General features: G+C 67.4%; 19 protein-coding genes. 11 read left to right on the forward strand and 8 right to left on the reverse strand.

Annotation, left to right across the window (positions count from 1 at the left end; genetic code table 11):
* Nucleotides 1–113 precede the first annotated feature (113 nt).
* Complete coding sequence (locus tag K2Y03_RS12155) at nt 114–1,319, reverse strand: AI-2E family transporter (protein WP_294091021.1); 1,206 nt, start codon at nt 1,317–1,319, stop codon at nt 114–116.
* A 73-nt stretch (nt 1,320–1,392) separates the two neighbouring features.
* On the opposite strand from K2Y03_RS12155, the gene K2Y03_RS12160 reads away from it, so the two are divergent.
* The 4 genes from K2Y03_RS12160 (at nt 1,393) to K2Y03_RS12175 (ending at nt 4,925) form a co-directional block, all read left to right on the forward strand.
* On the forward strand, nt 1,393–2,859 hold the full coding sequence (locus tag K2Y03_RS12160) for a glycerol kinase GlpK (protein WP_294091000.1): 1,467 nt from the start codon (nt 1,393–1,395) through the stop codon (nt 2,857–2,859).
* Nucleotides 2,860–3,008: 149 nt separating this feature from the next.
* Nucleotides 3,009–3,404 carry a c-type cytochrome gene (locus tag K2Y03_RS12165; RefSeq protein ID WP_294091001.1) on the forward strand — a complete coding sequence of 132 codons (396 nt, stop codon included), beginning with the start codon at nt 3,009–3,011 and terminating at the stop codon, nt 3,402–3,404.
* Nucleotides 3,405–3,476: 72 nt separating this feature from the next.
* Nucleotides 3,477–3,890, forward strand: a complete 414-nt coding sequence (locus K2Y03_RS12170; RefSeq protein ID WP_294091002.1) for a hypothetical protein — start codon at nt 3,477–3,479, stop codon at nt 3,888–3,890.
* 111 nt (nt 3,891–4,001) lie between these two features.
* Nucleotides 4,002–4,925, forward strand: coding sequence for an AraC family transcriptional regulator (locus K2Y03_RS12175; RefSeq protein ID WP_294091003.1), 924 nt, complete (start codon nt 4,002–4,004; stop codon nt 4,923–4,925).
* Here the strand turns inward: K2Y03_RS12175 and K2Y03_RS12180 are convergent.
* On the reverse strand, nt 4,922–6,139 hold the full coding sequence (locus K2Y03_RS12180) for a glycoside hydrolase family 1 protein (protein ID WP_294091005.1): 1,218 nt from the start codon (nt 6,137–6,139) through the stop codon (nt 4,922–4,924). The genes K2Y03_RS12175 and K2Y03_RS12180 overlap by 4 nt on opposite strands.
* Before the next feature lie 95 nt (nt 6,140–6,234).
* Nucleotides 6,235–7,950: a class I adenylate-forming enzyme family protein gene (locus K2Y03_RS12185; protein WP_294091022.1), complete on the reverse strand. Its 1,716-nt coding sequence runs from the start codon at nt 7,948–7,950 to the stop codon at nt 6,235–6,237.
* 186 nt (nt 7,951–8,136) lie between these two features.
* On the opposite strand from K2Y03_RS12185, the gene K2Y03_RS12190 reads away from it, so the two are divergent.
* The 7 genes from K2Y03_RS12190 to K2Y03_RS12220 all read left to right on the forward strand — a co-directional run bounded on the left by K2Y03_RS12190 (nt 8,137) and on the right by K2Y03_RS12220 (nt 16,741).
* Nucleotides 8,137–9,354 carry a serine hydrolase gene (locus tag K2Y03_RS12190; protein ID WP_294091006.1) on the forward strand — a complete coding sequence of 406 codons (1,218 nt, stop codon included), beginning with the start codon at nt 8,137–8,139 and terminating at the stop codon, nt 9,352–9,354.
* A gap of 69 nt (nt 9,355–9,423) precedes the next feature.
* Nucleotides 9,424–11,454: a 3-hydroxyacyl-CoA dehydrogenase NAD-binding domain-containing protein gene (locus K2Y03_RS12195; RefSeq protein ID WP_294091007.1), complete on the forward strand. Its 2,031-nt coding sequence runs from the start codon at nt 9,424–9,426 to the stop codon at nt 11,452–11,454.
* Nucleotides 11,455–11,593: 139 nt separating this feature from the next.
* Nucleotides 11,594–12,904, forward strand: coding sequence for an amidase family protein (locus K2Y03_RS12200; protein WP_294091008.1), 1,311 nt, complete (start codon nt 11,594–11,596; stop codon nt 12,902–12,904).
* Nucleotides 12,901–14,082 (forward strand): acyl-CoA dehydrogenase family protein, encoded by a 1,182-nt coding sequence (locus K2Y03_RS12205; RefSeq protein WP_294091009.1) that lies wholly within the window; start codon nt 12,901–12,903, stop codon nt 14,080–14,082. The genes K2Y03_RS12200 and K2Y03_RS12205 overlap by 4 nt, the downstream gene beginning before the upstream one ends.
* Before the next feature lie 156 nt (nt 14,083–14,238).
* Complete coding sequence (locus tag K2Y03_RS12210) at nt 14,239–15,366, forward strand: acyl-CoA dehydrogenase (RefSeq protein ID WP_294091010.1); 1,128 nt, start codon at nt 14,239–14,241, stop codon at nt 15,364–15,366.
* Nucleotides 15,366–16,280: an acyl-CoA thioesterase II gene (locus K2Y03_RS12215; RefSeq protein WP_294091011.1), complete on the forward strand. Its 915-nt coding sequence runs from the start codon at nt 15,366–15,368 to the stop codon at nt 16,278–16,280. The genes K2Y03_RS12210 and K2Y03_RS12215 overlap by 1 nt, the downstream gene beginning before the upstream one ends.
* A gap of 86 nt (nt 16,281–16,366) precedes the next feature.
* Nucleotides 16,367–16,741, forward strand: a complete 375-nt coding sequence (locus tag K2Y03_RS12220; protein ID WP_294091012.1) for a hypothetical protein — start codon at nt 16,367–16,369, stop codon at nt 16,739–16,741.
* Between the two features lie 90 nt (nt 16,742–16,831).
* Here K2Y03_RS12220 and K2Y03_RS12225 read toward each other — a convergent pair whose 3' ends face one another.
* The 5 genes from K2Y03_RS12225 to K2Y03_RS12245 all read right to left on the reverse strand — a co-directional run.
* On the reverse strand, nt 16,832–17,629 hold the full coding sequence (locus K2Y03_RS12225; RefSeq protein ID WP_294091013.1) for an SDR family NAD(P)-dependent oxidoreductase: 798 nt from the start codon (nt 17,627–17,629) through the stop codon (nt 16,832–16,834).
* 35 nt (nt 17,630–17,664) lie between these two features.
* Nucleotides 17,665–18,429, reverse strand: coding sequence for an SDR family NAD(P)-dependent oxidoreductase (locus tag K2Y03_RS12230; protein WP_294091016.1), 765 nt, complete (start codon nt 18,427–18,429; stop codon nt 17,665–17,667).
* Between the two features lie 134 nt (nt 18,430–18,563).
* Complete coding sequence (locus tag K2Y03_RS12235; protein ID WP_294091018.1) at nt 18,564–19,628, reverse strand: phosphotransferase family protein; 1,065 nt, start codon at nt 19,626–19,628, stop codon at nt 18,564–18,566.
* A complete protein-coding gene (locus K2Y03_RS12240) occupies nt 19,625–20,710 on the reverse strand; it encodes a Zn-dependent alcohol dehydrogenase (protein ID WP_294091019.1) in 1,086 nt (361 codons plus the stop codon). Before K2Y03_RS12240 ends, K2Y03_RS12235 begins: the two co-directional genes overlap by 4 nt.
* A 151-nt stretch (nt 20,711–20,861) precedes the next feature.
* Nucleotides 20,862–21,646: acyl-CoA dehydrogenase family protein (locus K2Y03_RS12245; protein ID WP_294091020.1), on the reverse strand; the 785-nt coding region annotated here is incomplete at its 5' end.

Genomic DNA, 21,646 nt, shown 5'->3' on the forward strand with positions numbered 1-21,646 from the left:
GAGTGACGGGGCTCGAACCCGCGACCTCCGGCGTGACAGGCCGGCGCTCTAACCGACTGAGCTACACCCGCGCATCAGTGAGGCGGCGCGGATAGGCGAGGCTTGGCCCCCTGTCAACCGCCATCATTGCCGGGGCCGGAACCGCGCTGGCCACCACGCTCGCTGCGCCGTCGCAACTGGCCCAGCGTGCCATGCTCGAACAGGAAGCCGGCAATGTCCGGCTGGCCGGCAGCCGCCACCACCGTCTGCGCGATGATCAGGATGGGCACCGCCAGCAGCGCGCCCGCCGTGCCCCATACCCAGCCCCAGAAGCTCAGTGAAATCAATATCATGATCGGATTGATCGTGAGCCGGCGCCCCACGATGAGCGGGGTGATGACATTGGCTTCCAGCAGGTGCGCGCCGATCATGATCACCGCCGGCACCAGCGCCACCCACAGATCGGTAAACGTCATCAGCCCGCCCAGCGCGAGCAGCCCCACCGCCCCGATCGGCCCGAAATAGGGAACATAATTCAACAGCGCGACGATGCCGCCCCACATCAGCGGATAGGGCATGCCCATCAGCCACAGGCACAGCACGATCACCAGCCCCAGCGCCAGATTGATGACCGAGATGGTGCCCAGATAGGAGGAGGTGTCGTCCACCACGTCCTGAATCACCCGCGCGGTGGCCATGGCGCCATCGAAGCTGGCGCGGCTGGTGATGGTCTGCCGCCGCAGCCGCGTCCACCCGGCCAGGAAGAAGAACACGATCAGCGCACCGAAGAAGATGTGGATGAACACGCTGGGCGCCGACACCGCGATCAGATCGATCAGCGAACTCGGCGGCACCGGCTGCGCCTGCACCTGCGCCTGCGCGGCCGACGCCATGCTCTGGGCAGAGCCTTGCGCGAGCTTCATCGCGGCCTTGTCCACATAGCGGGCAAAGCTGTCATACAGGTCGAGCAGCGGCTTCAGATTGGCCTGGATGCGGCCGATCCGTTCCGGCAGCAGGCGGAAGAACTGCGCCGCCGGCACGATGATGGCGACCAGCACCGCGTTCGCCGCGGCCAGAAACCCCGCCACGCACAGGAACGCCGCCAGCGGCGCCGGCACCCGCCGCCGCTCCAGCCATTCGAGCACCGGCACCAGCGCGATGGCGATCACGATCGCGGCGGTCAGCGGCATGAAGAATTCAAAGCCCGCCCGCAACGCGAACGGCAGGCCCAGCAGCAGCCCAACGCCGGCAATCAGCGTGAGCGCGGCGAGCAGCCGGTCACGCGGGTGCACCCGGTCGCCCGCCACCTCGTTGTCGATATGCTCCTGCTGGTCCGCCATGTCGCTGTCCATCAATGCTGCGCAAGCTTTAGCGGCATTCCCCTTGCCCGCAATCCCGGCTAGCGTCGATGGCATGACCGATATCCTGCTTGTCATCGACGCCGGCACCACCTCCACCCGGGCCATGGCGTTCACGCCCCAGGGCAATTGCCTTGCCACTCAGGCCAGCGAGATCACCCAGCATTATCCCGAACCCGGCTGGGTGGAGCATGACGCCGCCGAAATCTGGGCGCGCACCCGCGCCGTGACCGAGGGCGTGATCGCGGCCGTTGGCGGGCCGGCCCGCATCGCCGCCATCGGCATCACCAACCAGCGCGAAACCGTGGTGTTCTGGGACAAGGTGACCGGCGAGCCGATTGCGCCCGCCATCGTCTGGCAGGACCGGCGCACCGCCGCCGATTGCGCCGCGCTGAAAGAGGCCGGGCATGAACCGCTGGTGCAGGCGCGCACCGGGCTGCTGCTCGACCCCTATTTCTCCGGCTCGAAGATCGGCTGGGCGTGGCGCCACTGGCCGCAACTGGCGGAAGCGGGCGAGCGGCTGGCGATCGGCACGGTGGAAAGCTGGCTGGTCTGGAAGCTGACCGGCGGGGCGCATCTGACCGATGCGACCAACGCCAGCCGCACCGCGCTGATGGCGATCGGCAGCGGCGGCTGGGACGACGGGCTGATCGAGCTGTTCGGCGTACCGCGCGCGGCGCTGCCCGAAATCGTCGATTGCGCGGGCCGCTTTGGCGAGACGACATTGTTCGGCGGCGCGATTCCCATTTGCGGGCTGGCCGGCGACCAGCAATCGGCCACCATCGGCCAGGCGTGCCTGGCACCCGGCGATACCAAGGCGACGTTCGGCACCGGCGCCTTCATCCTGAGCCAGGCCGGCGCCACGCCGCCGGTGTCGCGCAACCGGCTGCTGTCGACCGTGCTGTGGCAGCTGGGCGGGCGGCGCGCCTATGCACTGGAAGGATCCGTGTTCGTGGCGGGCAGCCTGATCAAATGGCTGCGCGATTCGCTGGGGCTGATCACGCAGGCGGCCGAGAGCGAGGCACTGGCGCGATCGGTGACGGACAATGGCGGCGTCTATCTGGTGCCGGCGCTGTCTGGCCTGGGCGCGCCATGGTGGCAGCCGGAGGCGCGCGCGGCGATTACCGGCCTGTCCTTCGCCAGCGGCCGGGCGCATGTGGTGCGCGCCGCGCTGGAGGCGATGGCGCATCAGGTGCACGATCTGAAGACCGCCTTCGCCGCCGACGGGGTGGACTGGCAGACGCTCAGGATCGATGGCGGCATGGTCGCCAACAACTGGATGGCGCAGGATCTGGCCGATATTCTGGGCGTCGCGGTTGAGCGGCCGCGCTTTGCCGAGACGACGGCGCTGGGCGCGGCGATGCTCGCCGGGGTCGGCGCCGGGCTGTTCGGCGATCTGGCCGAGGCAGCGGCCATGCGCGGCACGATTGACGGGTTTGCGCCGGCCATGGCACCGGCCACGCGACAGGTGCGGCTGGCCGGCTGGGCAGCCGCGGTCGGCGCCGTCGTCGCGCAGGCGTAAATCGCCCGTTCAGCGGCACTTTGCTCTTGCAGTGTAGGCCAGCCCACGGCAGCGTGCACCCGGATCGACCGGTATCGCATCGGCGCGCGCCAGCCCGGGCTGGCTGCGGCGCAGGCGTCCCCGGCCGCATCCTGATAAGGAGGATTATGATGGGTCGTTCTTTGACGTTGGTGGCAGCAGGCGGCGCGGTGGCAATCGCGGCCGGTGTCGCGCTGGTTTCTTTCGCGCCCCCCGCCTCGGCTCAGGCAGCTTTGGTCGCGCAGGGGCAGAAACTCTATCAAACCCAGTGCGGCATCTGCCACGCGCCCGCGCAGAACAAGATCGGCCCGATGCACAAGGGCATCGTGAACCGCGCGGTGGCGACCGTGCCGGGCTTCCGTTATTCGGCCGCACTCAAGAAGCTGGGCGGCACCTGGACGCCGGCGCGGCTCGACACCTGGCTCGCCAACCCGCAGGCAATGGCCAAGGGCTCGACGATGGTGCTGCGCGTCAACGACCCGAACCAGCGCAAGGCGATCATCGCCTATCTGGCGACGCTGAAATAAGCGCTGGTTCAATGAGAAAAAAACGCGCCGCGGTGGGGAGCCGGGGCGCGTTTTTCTTTGCGGGGAGATGCCATGGTTTCGCACATCACGGCGGCTACCATGTTCGAGTCAATGCTGCTGGCCGATCCCTCGTTCGCGCCACGTTGGGCGGCATTCTGCACCGAGTGGGCCGATGAGACCGATCCGCCGCTCTATCTCGCTCTTTCCTCGTTGGCCGAGCACATACTGGACTGTTTAGGAGCTGGCAGGACCGAGCGGTTTGAGTCGGTGTTCGCGGTCGTCGAACGCTGGCATGTCGAGGGCGATCTCTACGTCGCCGAAGCCGCATCCATCGGCCTGCTTGAATCGCTGCAGAATCTGGCGGGCGGCAACCGCCCGCGGCCAGCGACGGTCGAGCAATGGCTAGGGCCCGAGAGCAGGCGATGGTGGGATAAGCTGGATCGCTATTGGGCGGGCAACGGTCGCGCGCGCTCAACGCCCGACTAGGCGCGCCTTTTCTTTGCCCGCCGTCCAGCCGGCATCCGCGCCGCAACCTGTCCCGTATATCCTTCCAGGCCAAGGCGTTAGCGCGCCCTGCGCCGCCAATGGCAGGTGTTGATGGGTGACGTGCTGAGCAACATATTGGACACGGTCGCGCTGAAGGCGGCATCATATTTTCACACCGACTTCCGGCCGCCTTTCGGCGTGGAATTGCCGGCGCTGCCGCGCACTGCGCGCTTCCACCTGGCGCTGCAGGGCAGTTGCTGGGTGCAGCTCGGCTCAGGCGCGTCGGCGCGGCTGTCACCCGGCGATCTGGTGCTGGTGCCGCATGGCGCCGCGCACCGCCTGCTGAGCGCCGAAGGGGCGCCCGCGGCCATGCTCGCCACCCCGCCGGTGGTGTCGCCGCTCCGCGCCGGTCAAGGCCCGGCGGAAAGTGCGTGCCGGCTGGTGTGCGGTCACTTCACCGTCGCGGCCGGCGCCGATCATCCGCTGCTGCGCGCTTTGCCCGAACTGATCCATATCACCGCGCCGGATCGCGCGCGCCAGCCCATGCTTGACGAGATCGTCGGGCTCATCACCCGGCGGCTGGCGGCCGGCGATGCCGGGGCCACGACGTCGATCAGCCGCCTTTCCGAAGTGCTGTTCATCGAAATGATGCACGCCAGCGTCGCGCAGGCGCCGGCCATCGCCCGCATCATGGCGGCGGTGCACGACCCGCAGATCGGTCGCGCGCTCTCACTGATCCATGACGATGTCGCCAGCGCGTGGACGGTCGCGCGGCTGGCAAGCGCGGCGGCGATGTCGCGCAGCCGCTTTGCCGAGCGGTTCCGCGCGCTCGTCGGCCTCGCACCAATGCACTATGTCGCCGAATGGCGGCTGCAAACAGCGCTCAGCCTGCTGAACGGTGGCGCGGTGCCGGTGAAGGTGGTGGCGGCGCGCGTCGGCTTCAAATCAGCGGCCGCGTTCACCCGTGCCTTTTCAGCGCGTTACGGCGTGCCACCAGCGCGGCTGCGGCGACAGCGGCACGACGACACGCTTTAGCGACGCGCCCCTTGCGCGATCTTGCCCAGATGGACCGCACTGGGCTTTGGCGTGCGCTTGAAGCTGGCCCGGTCAACCGCGACCAGCCCGAAATGCTGGGCATAGCCCGCCGTCCACTCGAAATTGTCGAGCAGCGACCAGTGGAAATAGCCGCGCACATCGGCGCCATCAGCCTGCGCCGCGCGCATCGCGGCAAGCGCGGCGTCGATATAGGCCACACGCCGGCTGTCATCATTGGTGGCGATGCCGTTTTCGGTGACGTAGATCGGCCTGCCCGCCAGCTTCCACGCATCGCGGATCGTCGCCCCCAATGCCTGCGGATAGAATTCATAACCGGCGGCGGTCCGCTCGGCGCCATCGGGCGGGGGCAGCAATCCGTCCGGCCCGACCCGGAACCGCGTATAGGTCTGCACGCCGACAAAATCGGCGCGGCGCGCAACGTCGAGCCAGGGGCCATAAAGCTCCGCCTTGAAGCTTTCGGCCTGATTCCCCTCGCCCACGCCTTCCACGGCCTGCATGGTGAGCGTGACGCCGACCGGGTAACGGCCCGGCCCTGCCTTCAGCGCCGCAACCGCCAGATCATGCGCCTTCACGAACTGCGCCTCGCTCTTGGCGATGTCGGCGAACAGCACATTGGCAAAGCGCGCCGAGCCGCTCGCCCGGGCACAGGCCGCAAGCATCGCGCCGATCAGTTGCGCAACCGGCGGCCTGATCAGGCCAGACAGCTTCAGCAGCCGGGCAATATTGGCTTCGTTGAAGGTGGTTGCCGCCGCCATCCGCCCGCCCAGATGGCGGCCGACGCGATCGGCAAAGCGCGCGAACAATTCCGGGCTGTCCGCCTCCTCAAAGCCGCCGCGCGCCGCGAACCAGCGCGGCACCGACCAGTGGCCGAGCGTGACCATTGGCGCCAGGCCATGCGCGGCGCAGGCGTCGAGCACGCGGGCATAATGATCCAGCTCGGCGACGGAGAACTGGCCCGGCTCCGGCTCGATCCGCGACCATTCGATGCCGAAGCGATGCGCGTTGAAGCCCAGCCGCTGCGCCAGCGCGATATCCTCGGCATAACGGTGATAGGCGTCGCACGCATCGCCGGAGGGTTCGGTGAAGGCGGTGGGCTTCACATGCTCGGCAAGCCAGAAGTCCGAATTGACATTGTTACCCTCGATCTGGTGCGCGCTGGTGGCGGTGCCCCACCAGAAGCCGGATGGTGCCATGGTCCGTCCCTTTCCGCCTGGCCTGGCAGCGGCGGGCAACGCCGCCGCGCCCGCGGCCGCCAGCGCCCCGGTCAGCATGGCGCGGCGCGACGCGGTCACGCCGCCTGCTCGGTGCGATCCTCGAAGAAGGATTTCAGCTCGCGCTTCAGAATCTTGCCATTGGCGTTCCTCGGCAGCGTTTCCTCCGAAAAGCGGATCGCGACCGGCACCTTGAACGCGGCCAGATGCTGGCGCACCCAGGCCTGCAGCTCGGCCTCGGTCGCGCTGGTGCCCGGCGCCAGATGGACGACGGCGGCCGGCTCCTCGCCCAGCGTGCGGTGCGGCAGGCCGATCAGCGCGGCATCGGTAACGGCGGGGTGCGCGTAGAGCACATTCTCCACCTCGCTCGAATAGATATTCTCGCCGCCACGGATGATCATGTCCTTCGCGCGGTCGACGATGTAGAGGAACCCCTCCTCGTCCAGCCGGGCCAGATCGCCGGTCCTCACCCAGCCATCGACGAAGGTTGCCGCCGTCGCCTCGGGCTTGTTCCAATAGCCTTTCACGATCATCGGCCCGCGCGCCCACAGCTCGCCCACCTCGCCCACGGGCAGTTCGGCGGTGCCATCCTCGTTCATGATCTTCAGGTCGGCAACCGCGACCGCCGGGCCGGCGCTGGTCGGGCGGTTGAGATAATCCTCGGCGCCGTGCCCGGTCACTGTCGCCATCGTCTCGGTCATGCCCCAGCCATTGCCGGGCAGCGCGCCGAACTCGGCATAGATGCGCTTCACCAGCTCGGGCGCCGATGGCGCGCCGCCATAGGAAATCGCCTCGATCGACGACAGGTCGTAAAGGTGGCGATCGGGGTGTTCGAGCAGCTGCCACGCAATTGTCGGCACGCCGCCCGTCGCGTGGATCTTCTCGCGCTGGATCAGCTCCATCGCGGCGACCGGCTCCCATTTGCGCATGAAGATCATCGTCGATCCGCTGGCCAGCACGCCCATCATCCCGGCGCTGCACGCCGTCACATGGAACAGCGGAATGACCGTGAGCATCTTCTTGGGCTCGGGCGCGGCCGGAATGGCATCACCCCGGCGCAGCAGCGTGCGCGCCGCCGAATAGCCGCTGGAAAAGATGTTGGTGACAAGGTTGCGGTGCGAGCCCAGCGCACCCTTGGGGTGGCCAGTCGTGCCGCTGGTGTAGAAGATGGTCGCCGCGTCTTCAGGGCCGATCGCCACCTGCGGCAGCGGCACATCGGCAAGCGCTGCCCAGTCATGCGGGGTGCCGATCAGGTCGGTGAACGCCTCCGCCTTGCCCGACAGCGCGCCGCGCGGGCGGGCAACGAAAATCCGTTCCAGATCGGGGAGCGCGGCATAATGATCGTCGGCGACCAGCCGCTCATGCCGCTCGCCATCGATGAACAGCATCCGCGCGCCCGAATCCTTCAGGCCATATTCAAGCTCGGCCCCCGTCCACCAGGCGTTGAGCGGCACCATGATCGCGCCGATCGAGACGGCGGCAAAGAACACCACCGGCCATTCGGGCAGGTTGCGCATGCACAGCGCGACCCGGTCACCCTTCTGCACGCCCATCGCCGCCAGCTTGGTGGCCAGATGGGCAATCGCGCGGAAATTGGCGTCATAGGTGACGCGTTCATCCTCATGGATGGTGAATTCGCGCGCGCCGTGCAGACGCGAGAACTGCACAAGCAAGGCAAGGTTCGGCGGCGCGTTCTTCCAGGTGCGCGTCGGCACGCCCTCGATCGCCACCGTCTCCATCTCGAAGCGGGCGCCGGGCGCGGTCAGCGCCGCCTCGATCTCCTTCAGGCTCATCTTCGGCCAGGCCGGGTCCAGCGCGATCAACGGTTCTTGGGTGACGGGGCTCGACACGCGGCAACTCTCCTTGGCGATTATGGTTCGGGGCGCTGCCACCCCTTTTGGCGCGAAGGTTAGTGTTGATTCGCGCCGCGCTCAAGGCAATAGAGAGGCAGGTTTCGAAACAGGGGTATGGACGAAGCGATGGCATTGGCGGATCCCGAATCGCTCGGCTTTGACGCGGCCCGGCTGGCGCGCATCGACCCGTTGCTGAACAGCCGATATCTGGCCACCGGCCTGCTGCCCAACGCCCAGCTGCTGATCGCGCGCGAGGGCGAGATCGTCCATTTTTCCAGCCAGGGCGCAGCGCGCGAGGGCGGCGCGGCGATCAACGACCAGTCGCTGTTTCGAATCGCCAGCATGACCAAGCCGATCACCTCGCTGGCGTTCATGATGCTGGTGGAGGAAGCGCTGGTCGCGCTCGACACGCCGGTCCACCATGTGCTGCCCGAGTTCAAAGGCGTGGGCGTCTATAATGGCGGCGGCGCGGGCGTGCCCTTTGCCACCAGGCCCACCGCCGAGCCGATGCGCATGGTCGACCTGCTGCGCCACACCGCCGGGCTGACCTATGGCTTTCAGAACCGCAGCAATGTCGATGCGGCCTATCGCGAGCTGAAGCTGGAGAACTGGTTCGGTAATTACGATCTGGACGAATTCGTCGCGGCGCTGGGCAAGCTGCCGCTGGAATTCTCGCCGGGCACAGCATGGAATTATTCGGTGGCAACCGATGTGCTGGGCGCGGTGGTGCAGCGCGTGTCGGGCATGCCGTTCGACCAGTTCCTGGCCACCCGCATCTTCGCGCCGCTGAAGATGCACGACACCTTCTTTTCCGTGCCGGCGGACAAGATCGACCGGCTGACCGACTGTTATGACTGGGTGCCCGGCGGCAAGAAGCTGTTCGACGCGGGCGAAAAAAGCGCGTGGAGCCGGCCGCCGCGCCTGCTTTCCGGCGGTGGCGGGCTGGTGTCGACCGCGCTCGACTATCACCGTTTCTGCACCATGTGCCTGAACGGCGGCGTGCTGGACGGGGTGCGTCTGGTCAGCCGCAAGACGCTGGACCTGATGACGCAGAACCACCTGCCCGGCGGCGGCGATCTGGCCGGTATGTCGAAATCGCTGTTCAGCGAAACGCAGAATGCCGGCACCGGCTTTGGCCTGGGCTTTGCTGTCAATATCGATCCGGTCCGCTCGATGATGCCGGGGTCGGTGGGCGAATATTATTGGGGCGGCATGTTCTCGACCGCCTTCTTCATCGACCCCGTCGAGCGCATCCACATGATCTTCATGACGCAGCTGCGCCCGTCGAGCACCTATCCGATCCGGCGCGAGCTGAAGACGATGATCTATTCGGCGCTGACCTGACCTTCCTTTTCCGGCGCGGCTTTGCTGCGCCCTTCCCACAACCAAAGCAAATCTTCTGGAGAGAGCAACATGACCAGCCCCATCACCACCGAACGCCACGGCGACGTGCTCGTCATCTTTTCGGACAGCCCGCCGGTGAACGCGCTGGGCGCCGCCGTGCGCCAGGGGCTGGACGCGGGCGTACGCGAGGGGCTGGGCGATCCCGCGATCAAGGCGATGGTCATCGCCTGTAAGGGCAAGACCTTCTTTGCCGGCGCCGACATCACCGAATTCGGCAAGCCGCCGGTCGAGCCGATGCTGCCGGGCCTGCTCGACATGATCGAGGCGGCCGACAAGCCGGTGATCGCGGCGATCCACGGCACCGCGCTCGGCGGCGGGTGCGAGGTGACGCTGGCCTGCCATTACCGCATCGCCGTGCCCTCCGCCGTGATCGGCACGCCCGAGGTGAAGCTGGGCCTGCTGCCCGGCGCCGGCGGCACCCAGCGCATTCCGCGCGTGGCCGGCGTGAAGCTGGCGCTGCAGATGACGGCGATCGGCGACCCGATCAGCGCGACGCTTGCCCAGCAGGCAGGGCTGGTGGACCGGCTGGCCGGCGAGACCAGCCTGGTCGAGGACGCGGTGGCCTTTGCCCGTGAAGTGGCCGATGTCCGCCCGCTGCCGCGCGCCAGCGACAAGACCGCCACTGCCGACCCCGACGCCGTGGCCGCGTTCAGGAAAGACAATGCCAAGCGCTTCCGCGGCTTCGACGCGCCGGCCGCCAACATCGCCTGTGTTGAGAAGGCAACCGATGGCTCGACCTTCGCAGACGGCATCAAGTTCGAACGCGAAAGCTTCATGAAGCTGATGTTCGGCAGCCAGTCCGCCGCGATGCGCCACATGTTCTTTGCCGAGCGCAAGGCGGCAAAGATCGACGGAATCGCCGACGATATCGCGCTGCGCCCGATCAAGAAGGTGGGCGTGATCGGCGCCGGCACCATGGGCGGCGGCATCAGCATGAACTTCCTGTCGGCGGGCATTCCCGTCACCATCGTCGAAATGGCGCAGGAAGCGCTGGATCGCGGCACCGGCGTGATCCGCAAGAATTACGAAGCCTCGGCCGCCAAGGGGCGGCTGAAGCCCGAACAGGTGGAAGCGGCGATGGGCGCGCTGACCCCGACGCTCAGCCTCGACGATCTGGCCGATTGCGACCTGGTGATCGAGGCCGTCTATGAAAACATGGACGTCAAGAAGGAGCTGTTCGGCAAGCTCGACAAGATCGTGAAGCCGGGCGCCATCCTTGCCTCCAACACCAGCTATCTGAATGTCGACGAGATTGCCGCATCGACCGGCCGCCCGCAGGACGTGCTGGGCATGCACTTCTTCTCGCCCGCCAATGTGATGAAGCTGCTGGAAGTGGTGCGCGGCGCCAAGACGGCGGACGATGTGCTGGCCACCGTCATGGCGCTTGCCAAGAAGATCAAGAAGGTCGCGGTGGTCGCCGGCGTCTGCCACGGCTTTATCGGCAACCGCATGCTGATGCCGCGCCAGGTGGAGGCGAACAAGCTGCTGATGGAAGGCGCGACGCCGGAACAGATCGACCGCGTGCATGTGGAATTCGGCATGCCGATGGGGCCGTTCCAGATGAGCGATCTCGCCGGCGTCGACATCGGCTGGCACCGCGACCCCAGCCGGATCGAGAATATCCGCGATGCGCTGTGCGCCGAGGGGCGCTGGGGCCAGAAAAAGGGCGCGGGCTTCTATGACTATGACGAGAAGCGCAACCCGACGCCCAGCGCCCGCGTGGCCGAGATCATCGAGGATTTCCGCTCGAAGTCGAACCTGCCCAAGCGCGAGATTTCGGACGAGGAAATCATCGAGCGCACGCTCTACACCATGGTCAACGAAGGCGCGCTGATCCTGGAGGAGAAGATGGCGCAGCGCGCGAGCGACATCGATGTCGTGTGGATCTATGGCTATGGCTGGCCGGTCTATCGCGGCGGGCCGATGTTCTGGGCCGATCTGGAAGGCGCCAAGAAGATCGTCGCGGGGCTGGAAAAGCACGGCTTCACGGTGGCGTCGCTGCTGAAGACCAATGCCGAGACCGGCGGGCGGTTCAATTGAGACACGCCCACAGATCCTCCCCGTTCACGGGGAGGGGGACCATGCGAAGCATGGTGGAGGGGGCTGGGACCAGTAGCCCGCCCCCTCCACCAAGCCGCTTCGCGTCTTGGTCCCCCTCCCCGCAGGCGGCGAGGATTTGATGCGTACCGCCCTCGCCACCGCCGCCGCGATCCGCGCCGGTGAAACGACCGCGCTTGCCGAATGCGACGCGGCAATCGCGCGGATCGAGGCGGGCGATGGCGCGATCAACGCGGTGGTGGTGCGCGATTTCGATCGCGCCCGCGAAGCGGCGCGCGCGGCCGATGCGCGGGTGTCGGCGGGGGAGCTGAGCGGCAACCTGGCCGGGGTGCCGATGACGGTGAAGGAAGCGTTCGACGTCGCCGGCCTGCCCACCTGCTGGGGCGTGGCGGGCTTTGCCGATCCCGTCGCCGTCGCCGACGCCACGGTCGTCGCGCGGCTGAAGGCGGCGGGTGCGATTATTCTGGGCAAGACCAATGTCGCGCCCTTCCTGACCGACTGGCAGTCGGACAATCCGGTCTATGGCCGCACCCGCCACCCGGCGGACCCGGCGCGGACTCCCGGGGGCTCCTCAGGCGGCTCGGCGGCGGCGCTGGCGGCGGGGTTCGTGCCGCTGGAACTCGGGTCGGACATCGGCGGCTCGATCCGCCTGCCGGCGCATTTCTGCGGGGTGTGGGGGCACAAGCCGAGCTGGGGCATCGTACCGCAGCATGGCCATGTCCTGCCCGGGCAGGACATCGCCGATCAGCCGCTGAACGTTATCGGCCCGCTGGCGCGCGATGCGGACGATCTGGCGGCGGTGCTGCCGCTGCTGGCCGATGCCCCCCTCGCCCCGGCGGCGCTGCCGGCCCCGACGGCGCTGCGGGTGCTGATGCTGACCGGTCACCCCGCCGCGCCGACGGCATCGGCCGTGCGCGCCGGCGTCGAACGCGCCGGCGCCGCGCTCGAACGGCTCGGCGCGCGGGTCGACACCCAAAGCGCGCTGCTGCCCGATCTGGCAGCGCAGCACGCAAGCTATGTGAAGATGCTCGCCATCACTTTCGCGCGGGGTGCGGCCGCGGCTTCGGGCAGGATGGCGACCGCCGCCGACTGGTTCGCGCTGATGGATGAACAGGCCCGCGCCACCCGCGCCTGGGGCCGGCTGTTCGCCCATTATCACGCGGTCATCGCGCCGCCCGACATCGTGACCGCCTTCGCGCACGATTCCGCGCCGTTCAACGGCCGGACACTGGCGGTGGACGGCGCCACCACCGCTTATGACAACCAACTCGCCTGGCCGGGGGTTGCCACCTTCCCCGGGCTGCCCGCCACCTGCTTTCCCGTCGCCAATGCAGACGATCCTTTGCCGACCGGGGTACAGCTGATAACCAACCGCCTGACCGATCTGAGCGCGATCGCGCTCGCCAAGCTTGTTCACGGAGCCTTGCAATGACCGATCTCGAAACCTTCCGCGCCGACACCCGCGCCTGGCTGGAGGCGAACTGCCCGCCGGAAATGCGCGAACCCGTGCAGGGCGACGAGGATATCTGCTGGGGCGGCCGCAATGCCCGCTTCAAGCCCGGGCAGAAGGAATGGATGGACGCGATGGCCGGGCGCGGCTGGACCGTGCCCGACTGGCCCACCCAATATGGCGGCGGCGGGCTGTCGCCCGAGCAGACCAAGGTGCTGCGCCAGGAAATGGCAGCGATGAAGTGCCGCAACCCGCTCAACAGCTTCGGCATTTCCATGCTCGGGCCGGCGCTGCTCAAATATGGCACCGAAGCGCAGAAGCTGGAGCATCTGCCCAAGATCGCGCGCGGCGAAATCCGCTGGTGCCAGGGCTATTCGGAACCCAATGCCGGGTCAGACCTCGCCAGCCTGGCCACCTCTGCCGAGGATGATGGCGACCATTTCGTCATCAACGGGCAGAAGGTGTGGACCAGCTATGCCGACAAGGCCGACTGGATCTTCTGCCTGGTGCGCACCGAAAAGGGCGACAAGCATAACGGCATTTCGTTCGTGCTGTTCGACATGGCAACGCCCGGCGTTTCCACCAAGCCGATCCTGCTGATCAGCGGCTATTCGCCCTTTTGCGAGACGTTTTTCGACAATGTCCGCGTGCCCAAGGCCAATCTGGTCGGTGAACTGAACCGGGGTTGGGACGTCGCCAAATATCTGCTGGGGCATGAGCGCGAGATGATCTCCGGCATGGGGCTGGGCACGGTCAGCGGCAATCCGCTGATCGAGGGTGCGCTGGCGACGATCGGGCTTGATGCGCATGGCCGCCTGGCCGACCCGCTGCTGCGCGCGCAGATCGCGCTGTTCGAAGTGCGCGCGCGCGCCTTTGGCATGATGTCCGAACGCTTCATCGACGAGCTGAAGGTGGGCCGCGCCCACCCCGCCCAGCCGAGCATGATGAAATATTACGGCACCGAGCTGAACAAGGCGCGGCACGAGCTGATGATGGCGGCGGGCGGCTCCGACGCGCTGGAATGGGAGAGCGAGCGCTCCAACCACGGCGCCGGCCCGCGCGCCTGGCTGCGCACCAAGGCCAATTCGATCGAAGGCGGCACCAGCGAGGTGCAGCTGAACATCGTCGCCAAGCGCATTCTGGACCTGCCCAGCGCCTAGGAGATTTGACAGCCCACAACACCCCGTTTGTGTCGAGCGCAGTCGAGACACGCAGGGCCGGGCACCGCACCTGCCAACACGTCCCTCGACATTGCTCGGGACGAACGCATTTGATGAGATCGACCGATGCCGGTCTGCCGCTGAAGGAAGAACCCCATGCCGCTCTACCTGACCGAAGAACAGACGATGCTGCGCGACACTGCGCGCGATTTTGTGGGCGAACAGGCGCCCGTCAGCCATTTGCGCGCGCTGCGCGACGCGAACGACGCCGACGGCTTCAGCCGCGACCTATGGAAGCAGTTCGCCGAGATGGGCTTTACTGGCATCCTGATCGGTGAGGATCAGGGCGGGCTCGGCCTGGGCCATGTCGAGGCGGGCGTGGTGCTGGAGGAGATTGGCCGCAACCTCTCCCCCTCCCCCTTCCTCAGCACCGCCGTCGCGGCGGTGGAGGCGCTGAAAGGCACGCCGCATGCCGCGCGCTGGTTCCCGGGCATTCTCGCCGGGGAAACGGTGGCCGCGCTGGCCATCGACGAACGCGCGAAGCATGGCAGCGGCATCACCCTGCGCGCCGAGCGCTCGGGCAACGGTTTCCGCCTGTCGGGCGCCAAGCAGTTCGTCACCCATGGCCATGTCGCCGACCTGCTGATCGTTGCCGCGCGCACCAGCTTCAACGATGATGAGGATCAGGGTTTGACGCTGTTCGCGGTGGACGCCGGCGCCGCCGGCCTGACCGCCACGCCCGAACGGCTGGCCGATGCCAGCATCGCCGCGCGGCTGACTTTCGACGAGGTCGAGGTTGATGCCGATGCGGTGATCGGCGAAGTCGACCAGGGCATCGCGCCGCTTGGCCGCCTGCTGCGCGCGGCGCGGGCGGGCGCCTCGGCCGAGCTGCTGGGCGTCGGCGCGGGCGCGATGGACATGACGATAGGCTATCTGAAGGAGCGCAAGCAGTTCGGCGTGCGGATCGGCAGCTTCCAGGCGCTGCAGCACCGCGCGGCGCACCTCTATTCCGAAATGGAAGTCGCGCGGGCCGCCGTGCTGAAGGCGCAGCAACTGCTCGACGCCGGCGACGCGCGCGCGGATCAGGCCGTGGCCGTCGCCAAGGCGATGACCGGCCTTGCCACCACGCTCAGCGTGCAGGAAGGCATCCAGATGCATGGCGGCATCGGCATGACCGACGAATATGACATCGGTTTCTACATGAAGCGCGGCCGGGTGCTCACCGAGATGTTCGGCGATGCCAATTACCATGCCGACCAGCTGGCGCGCGCGGCGGGTTATTGATGAGCGCAGCCGCCCCGCCCCACCCCAGCCCCCACCCCAGCCCCCACCCCAGCAGCGCCGAGCTTGCCGCCAAACTGGTCGATCTGCTCGATGTGGAGCAGCTCGATACCGATCTCTATCGCGGCAAGCGCGGTGATGACGGCTTTGGTCGCGTGTTCGGCGGGCAGGTGATCGCGCAGGCGCTGCAGGCCGCACAGCGATCGACCGACGAGGACAAGCAGGCACACTCGCTGCACGCCTATTTCATGCGCCCCGGTGCCGAGGAGCACCCGATCATCTATCGCGTGGTGCGCGATTTCGATGGCAACAGCTTTGCCACCCGCCGCGTGATCGCCACGCAAAAGGGCGTGCCGATCCTCAGCCTCACCTGCTCGCTCCAGCGCTATGAGGAAGGCCTTGCCCATCAGGACGCAATGCCCGACGTGCCGGCGCCCGAGGAACTGAAAAGCGATCTCGAAATCCGGCTGGAAACGGTCGATCAGATGCCGGAGCGGTTCCGCGCCAATTTCACCCGCCCGCGCATGATCGAAAGCCGGCCGATCAACCCGCGCAGCTGGTTCAAGCCCGAAAAGCAGGAGCCGCGCCAGGCCAACTGGTTCCGCGTGGTGGCCCCGGTGGGCGACGATCCGGCGCTGCACCGGGCGATCCTCGCTTATGCGTCGGACATGTCGCTGCTTGGCACAGCGACGCTGGCGCACGGCGTCAACTGGATGACGCACAAGCTGCAGACCGCCAGCCTTGACCATGCGGTGTGGCTGCACGAGCCGTTCCGCGCCGATGAGTGGCTGCTCTATGTGTGCGACAGCCCGTGGACCGGCCATGCCCGCGGCTTCAACCGCGGCAAGATTTTCGCGCGCGACGGGCGGCTGGTCGCCAGCTGCGCGCAGGAAGGGCTGATCCGCCTGCGCGGCTGAACCTCGCCCTACAACCGCGTTCAGGCTGGGGCGAACCGCAATCGCCTATCGATAGGCCACGCTCCGATGCTTTCAGGAGAATGGCAATGCGGTTGATTGTTCCGATGGGCGCCGTCGCGCTGGCACTGGCCACCTTGGTGCCGGCCACGGGCGCCAGCGCGCAGTTTCACGATGGCTGGCAGGGTGGCGGCTATGGCCGCGACTTCCGCGAGGCTGACGGGCGCGGGTTCGACCGTGACGGGTTTGACCGGGGCGGGCGCGGCTGGCGCGACGACTGGCGCCGCGACGGGCATTGGGATGATGACTGGCGCCGCGACCGGGGCTGGCGCGGCGGTTGGGATGGCGGCTGGCGGCGCGATCGCGGCTGGCACCGTGGCTGGGATCGCGGGCGCGGCTGGCGCGGCTATGGCCGCTGCTGGACCGAATGGCGCTGGGGCGGCCCGGTGCGGGTGTGCCGTTGAAAAGAAGCCCCTCCCCTTCAGGGGAGGGGTTGGGGTGGGCTCAATGCGGCCGGGGTATTGCGTGGTCCGCCCAAGCCGCTCTGCGCGGTATTACACCGCCGTCTTGCCATATTCCTGGCGGGTCACCGGGTGGCTGGACGACAGCCCGCCGTCCACCGCAATCGCCTGCCCGTTGACATAGCTGGCATCGGCCGAGGCGAGGAAGAGCGCCACCCGCGCCAGTTCCTCCGGCTGGGCAGCGCGCCTCAGCGGGTTGAGCCGGCCGACCTTCTCCATCTTCCCCGCCTCACGCGCATAGTCGAAGGTGGGCTTGGTCATGCCGGTTTCGGTCAGCCCCGGGCAGATCGCGTTCACCCGCACGTTGGAGCCGGAGAGCTGCTGCGCCGCCACCTGCGCCAGGTTGATGACGCCCGCTTTGGACGCCGAATAGGCCGGCGAGCCGGCGCCAGAGCGGATGCCGGCGACGCTCGCCGTCAGCACGATGGCGCCGCCGCCGCGCTTGGCGATTTCGGGTGCTGCGTGCTTGATCGCCAGATACGGCCCGACGAGGTTAACCCGCAGCACTTCGGTGATGAGCGACACATCGGTGTCGAAGATATTGGCCATGCCGCCCGAAATGCCGGCATTGGCGAAAAATATGTCGAGCCCGCCGAACGCGTCCACCGCCTGCGCGACGGTGCGGGCGACATCATCTTCCTTGCCCGCATCGATGCGGGTCGCCTCGGCGCGGCCACCCGTGTCGCGGATCGCCTGCGCCACGCCTTCCACGCTCTCCGCCCAGTCGGCGCAGAGCACGGCGGCACCTTCGGCCGCGAACAAGGTCGCCGCCGCCCGGCCAATGCCCGACGCAGCGCCGGTGACGATGATCGATTTACCCTGAAAGCGCATGGTTCCTCTCCCAATCCGTTCGTGCGCGCGCGCGGTCAGATGGTCACGCCACCGTCGAGCACGATCGTCTGCCCGGTCATGAAGGTGGAGGCGCCACTCGCCAGGAACACCACCGCGCCCGCAATCTCGTGCGGCTCGCCGATCCGGCGCAGAGGCACGCTCTGATTGGCGGCCTCGATCCGCACCGGGTCTTCCCACAGCGCGCGGGCGAAATCGGTCTTGATCAGGCCCGGCGCGATGCAGTTCACGCGCACATTGTCCGGCCCATATTCATGCGCCAGGTTGCGCGCCAGCTGCATGTCGGCGGCCTTGCTGATGCAATAGGCGCCGATCACGGTCGAGCCGCGCAGCCCCCCGATCGACGAAATGATGATGATCGACCCGTCGCGGCGCGCGCGCATTTCGGGCGCCACCATGCTGATCAGCCAGTGGTTGGAGACGATGTTGTTGTCGAGGATCTTGCGGAACTGCTCGTCCGCAATGCCCGCCTGCGGCCCGTAATAGGGATTGGAGGCGGCGTTGCAGACCAGAATGTCGATCTGGCCGAAGGCAGCGCGGGTTTCATCGACCAGCGCCTGCAGCCCGGCCTTGTCGGAAATGTTGGCGGCAATCGCAATCGCCGTGCCCGCGCCATATTTCGCGTTGATTTCCGCCGCGACCGCATCGCACGCGTCCTGCTTGCGGCTGGAAATGACGACCTTCGCGCCATGTTCGGCCAGCTCGAACGCGCTGGCCTTGCCGATCCCGCGCGAGGACCCGGTGATGATGGCGACCTTTCCGGTCAGGTCGAACTGGCTCATTTCCCTCTCCTATCCATTGCAACCCATTGTCACCCCGGACCTGTTCCGGGGTCCACCGGCGCGCCAGGCGCCTTGACCGCAAGCCCCGAGCGACGGTGGATGCCGGAACAGGTCCGGCATGACGAAATCGGCCCTCAAGCCCCTGCCCGCTTGGCGAACATCAGCGCTGCCGCCGCCAGCGCGGGCACCCGCTCGGCGGTGCGTGCGGCCTGTGCGCTGCTGGCGGTGCCATCGACGATGCGCTTCTTGATGCCCTGGACGATGCCGGTCAGCCGGAACAGGTTGTACGCGAAATACCAGTCGAGATCGGGCAAGCCGTCGCGCCCGGTGGCGGCGCAGTAACGCGCCACCGTTTCCTCGATGGTGGGAATGCCGGTGTCGGGGCCGGTCAGCCCCATCACGCCCGAGCGCCCCTCGGGCTCGGTCACCCAGTTCATCAGGAAATAGCTGAAATCAGCGAGCGGATCGCCCAGCGTGGACAATTCCCAGTCGAGCACCGCCGTCACCCGCGCCTCGTCAGCGGCGAAGATCATGTTGTCGATGCGGTAATCGCCATGGACGATGGACGTGCGTGTCTGCTCCGGCACGGTCGCGGGCAGAAACGCGATCAGCGCCTCGACATCGGGCATGTGCTCGGTTTCGGAGGCGCGATACTGCTTGGTCCAGCGCGCGACCTGCCGCTCGAAATAATTGCCCGGCTTGCCATATTCGCCAAGGCCGGCGGCCGCATAATCGGTGTTGTGGAGTGCGGCCAGCGTGTCGATCATCGCGTGATAATGCGCGCGGCGGCCCTCCACCGTCATGCCGGGCAGCGCGCCGTCCCACAGGTTGCGCCCCTCGACCAGCGCCATCACATAGAATTTGGCGCCGATCACCTCGGCATCCTCGCACAGGCCATAGGGGCGCGGCACGGGGAAACCGGTGGGGTAAAGCCCCGCAATCAGCCGGTATTCGCGGTCCACCGCATGCGCGCTGGGCAGCAATTTGCCGAAGGGCTGGCGGCGCAGCACATAGGTGCCGCTCGCCGCGGTCAGCTTGTAGGTGGGGTTGGACTGGCCGCCCTTGAACTTTTCCAGCCGTACCGGCCCGGCCGCGCCCGGCACATGCGCCTCCATCCAGGCGGCAACCTTGGCGGCGTCGATCGGGTCGTCCGCCGGCACCGGCAGCGTGCCGACCATCATCTCCTCGGCGCTGGTCATGCGAATTCGATCACGGAGCGCACCGTGTCCCCCTGGCGCAGCGCGGCAAGCGCGGCGTTGACGCCGTCGAGCGTAATCTTTTCCGCCACCAGCGTATCCAGGTCGAGCTTGCCATCCAGATAGAGCTGGACCAGCCGGGGCATGTCGATGGGAAAGCGGGTGGAGCCGAGCAGCGACCCTTGCAGCTTCTTGCCGGAAAGAAAGCTTGGCCCGGGCAGGCTGACCATTTTGCCCGGCGCGATCATCCCCAGGATGGTGGCGGTGCCGCCGCGCTTCAGGATGGTCCAGGCCAGTTCTGCGGTTTCCGGCCGGCCGACCGCCTCGATCGCATAATCGACGCCGCCGCCGGTCAGCGCGGCGAGCTTCTTGGTCAGGTCCGGCTCATTGGGGTCAAAGCCGTGGGTCGCGCCCAGCCGGGTGGCGAGCGCGCGCTTGTCGGCCACCGGGTCGATGGCGATGATCTGCCCGGCACCGGCAATCTTGGCGGCGTTGATCGCGGCAAGGCCAATGCCGCCGCAGCCGATCACCGCGACGCTCTCGCCGCTGCGCAACCGGCTGTCGTTGAAGATCGCGCCGGCCCCCGTGATCACCGCGCAGCCGAGCAAGGCGGCCTGGGTCAGCGGCATGTCCTTGCTGATCGCAACACAGGCATTTTCATGCACCAGCATCATCTCGGCAAAGGCGGAGAGATTCAGGAAGGGCGCCAGCGGCGTGCCGTCGTTCAGCGACAGGCGCGGCGCCTCTGCCTTGCCGCGCTTGGTGGAGGCATCGACGCACAGCGAGGGCCGACCGGTGACGCACATCTCGCAGCTGCCGCAGAACACGGTGAAGAAGGTGATGACATGGTCGCCGGGTTTCAGCCGGGCGACATCGCTGCCCACCGCCTCCACCACGCCGGCGGCTTCATGGCCCGGCACAGTCGGCATCGGGTGGGGGAAGCTGCCATCGACAAAATGCAGGTCGGACCGGCACACCCCGCACGCGGCAGTGCGGATCAGCACCTCGCGCGGGCCGGGTTTGTCGATGCGGACTTCGTCGATGACGAGGTCCGACTTGGGTTCGAACAGGATGGCAGCTTTCACTCAAATCCTCCCCGCTGGCGGGGAGGGGGACCGCCGCGAAGCGGTGGTGGAGGGGCTTGGCGCGTGGCGTCCCCTCCTGCGATCCCCCTCCACCAGCCTTTGGCTGGTCCCCCTCCCCGCTAGCGGGGAGGATCGTTGGTCGCGTCTCTCGTTACCGCCGCACCGCTTCCTTTGCCGCGACGGCGGCGGGCAGATCGGCATATTTGCCGAACTCGTTGCGAGCGATGGCACGGTTGTGCACTTCGTCCGGCCCGTCGGCAAAGCGCAGCGTGCGCATCGACGCCCAGGCGCTGGCCAGGTGGAAATCGTCGGAAACGCCGCCGCCGCCATGCGCCTGAATGGCATCGTCCAGGATCTGCAGCGCCATCGTCGGCGCCTGCACCTTGATCATCGCGATTTCCTGCTGGGCGGCCTTGTTGCCGGCCTTGTCCATCATGTCGGCCGCCTTCAGGCAAAGGAGGCGCGTCATCTCGATATCGATGCGCGCGCGCGCGATGCGCTGTTCCCAGATCGAGTGATCGGCAATGCGCTTGCCGAAGGCGACGCGGGTCAGCAGCCGCTTGGCCATCGCCTCGATCGCGGTTTCCGCCACGCCGATGGTGCGCATGCAGTGGTGGATGCGGCCCGGCCCCAGGCGCCCTTGCGCAATCTCGAACCCGCGCCCTTCGCCCAGGATCACATTCTCAACCGGCACGCGCACGTCCTTCAGCTCCACCTCGCCGTGCCCGTGCGGCGCATGGTCATAGCCATAGACGGTCAGCAGCCGCTTGATGGTGACGCCGGGCGCGTCGAGCGGCACCAGGATCTGGCTCTGCTGGGTGTGGCGCTGGCTGTCGGGATTGGTCTTGCCCATCACGATGGCGATCTTGCAGCGCGGATCGCCCACCCCGCTCGACCACCATTTGGTGCCGTTGATCACATAATGATCGCCGTCGC

The organism is Sphingomonas sp., from assembly GCF_019746015.1.
Classification (GTDB): Bacteria; Pseudomonadota; Alphaproteobacteria; order Sphingomonadales; family Sphingomonadaceae; genus Sphingomonas.

Bases quoted from the DNA above. Each gene is read 5' to 3' on its own strand.
- K2Y03_RS12195 (WP_294091007.1), top strand. From the start codon at position 9,424: ATGACCAGCCCCATCACCACCGAACGCCACGGCGACGTGCTCGTCATC.
- K2Y03_RS12175 (WP_294091003.1), top strand. From the start codon at position 4,002: ATGGGTGACGTGCTGAGCAACATATTGGACACGGTCGCGCTGAAGGCG.
- K2Y03_RS12200 (WP_294091008.1), top strand. From the start codon at position 11,594: ATGCGTACCGCCCTCGCCACCGCCGCCGCGATCCGCGCCGGTGAAACG.
- K2Y03_RS12185 (WP_294091022.1), bottom strand. From the start codon at position 7,950: ATGAGCCTGAAGGAGATCGAGGCGGCGCTGACCGCGCCCGGCGCCCGC.
- K2Y03_RS12205 (WP_294091009.1), top strand. From the start codon at position 12,901: ATGACCGATCTCGAAACCTTCCGCGCCGACACCCGCGCCTGGCTGGAG.
- K2Y03_RS12235 (WP_294091018.1), bottom strand. From the start codon at position 19,628: ATGACCAGCGCCGAGGAGATGATGGTCGGCACGCTGCCGGTGCCGGCG.
- K2Y03_RS12165 (WP_294091001.1), top strand. From the start codon at position 3,009: ATGGGTCGTTCTTTGACGTTGGTGGCAGCAGGCGGCGCGGTGGCAATC.
- K2Y03_RS12215 (WP_294091011.1), top strand. From the start codon at position 15,366: ATGAGCGCAGCCGCCCCGCCCCACCCCAGCCCCCACCCCAGCCCCCAC.
- K2Y03_RS12220 (WP_294091012.1), top strand. From the start codon at position 16,367: ATGCGGTTGATTGTTCCGATGGGCGCCGTCGCGCTGGCACTGGCCACC.
- K2Y03_RS12210 (WP_294091010.1), top strand. From the start codon at position 14,239: ATGCCGCTCTACCTGACCGAAGAACAGACGATGCTGCGCGACACTGCG.
- K2Y03_RS12170 (WP_294091002.1), top strand. From the start codon at position 3,477: ATGGTTTCGCACATCACGGCGGCTACCATGTTCGAGTCAATGCTGCTG.
- K2Y03_RS12155 (WP_294091021.1), bottom strand. From the start codon at position 1,319: ATGGCGGACCAGCAGGAGCATATCGACAACGAGGTGGCGGGCGACCGG.
- K2Y03_RS12225 (WP_294091013.1), bottom strand. From the start codon at position 17,629: ATGCGCTTTCAGGGTAAATCGATCATCGTCACCGGCGCTGCGTCGGGC.
- K2Y03_RS12190 (WP_294091006.1), top strand. From the start codon at position 8,137: ATGGCATTGGCGGATCCCGAATCGCTCGGCTTTGACGCGGCCCGGCTG.
- K2Y03_RS12180 (WP_294091005.1), bottom strand. From the start codon at position 6,139: ATGGCACCATCCGGCTTCTGGTGGGGCACCGCCACCAGCGCGCACCAG.
- K2Y03_RS12160 (WP_294091000.1), top strand. From the start codon at position 1,393: ATGACCGATATCCTGCTTGTCATCGACGCCGGCACCACCTCCACCCGG.
- K2Y03_RS12230 (WP_294091016.1), bottom strand. From the start codon at position 18,429: ATGAGCCAGTTCGACCTGACCGGAAAGGTCGCCATCATCACCGGGTCC.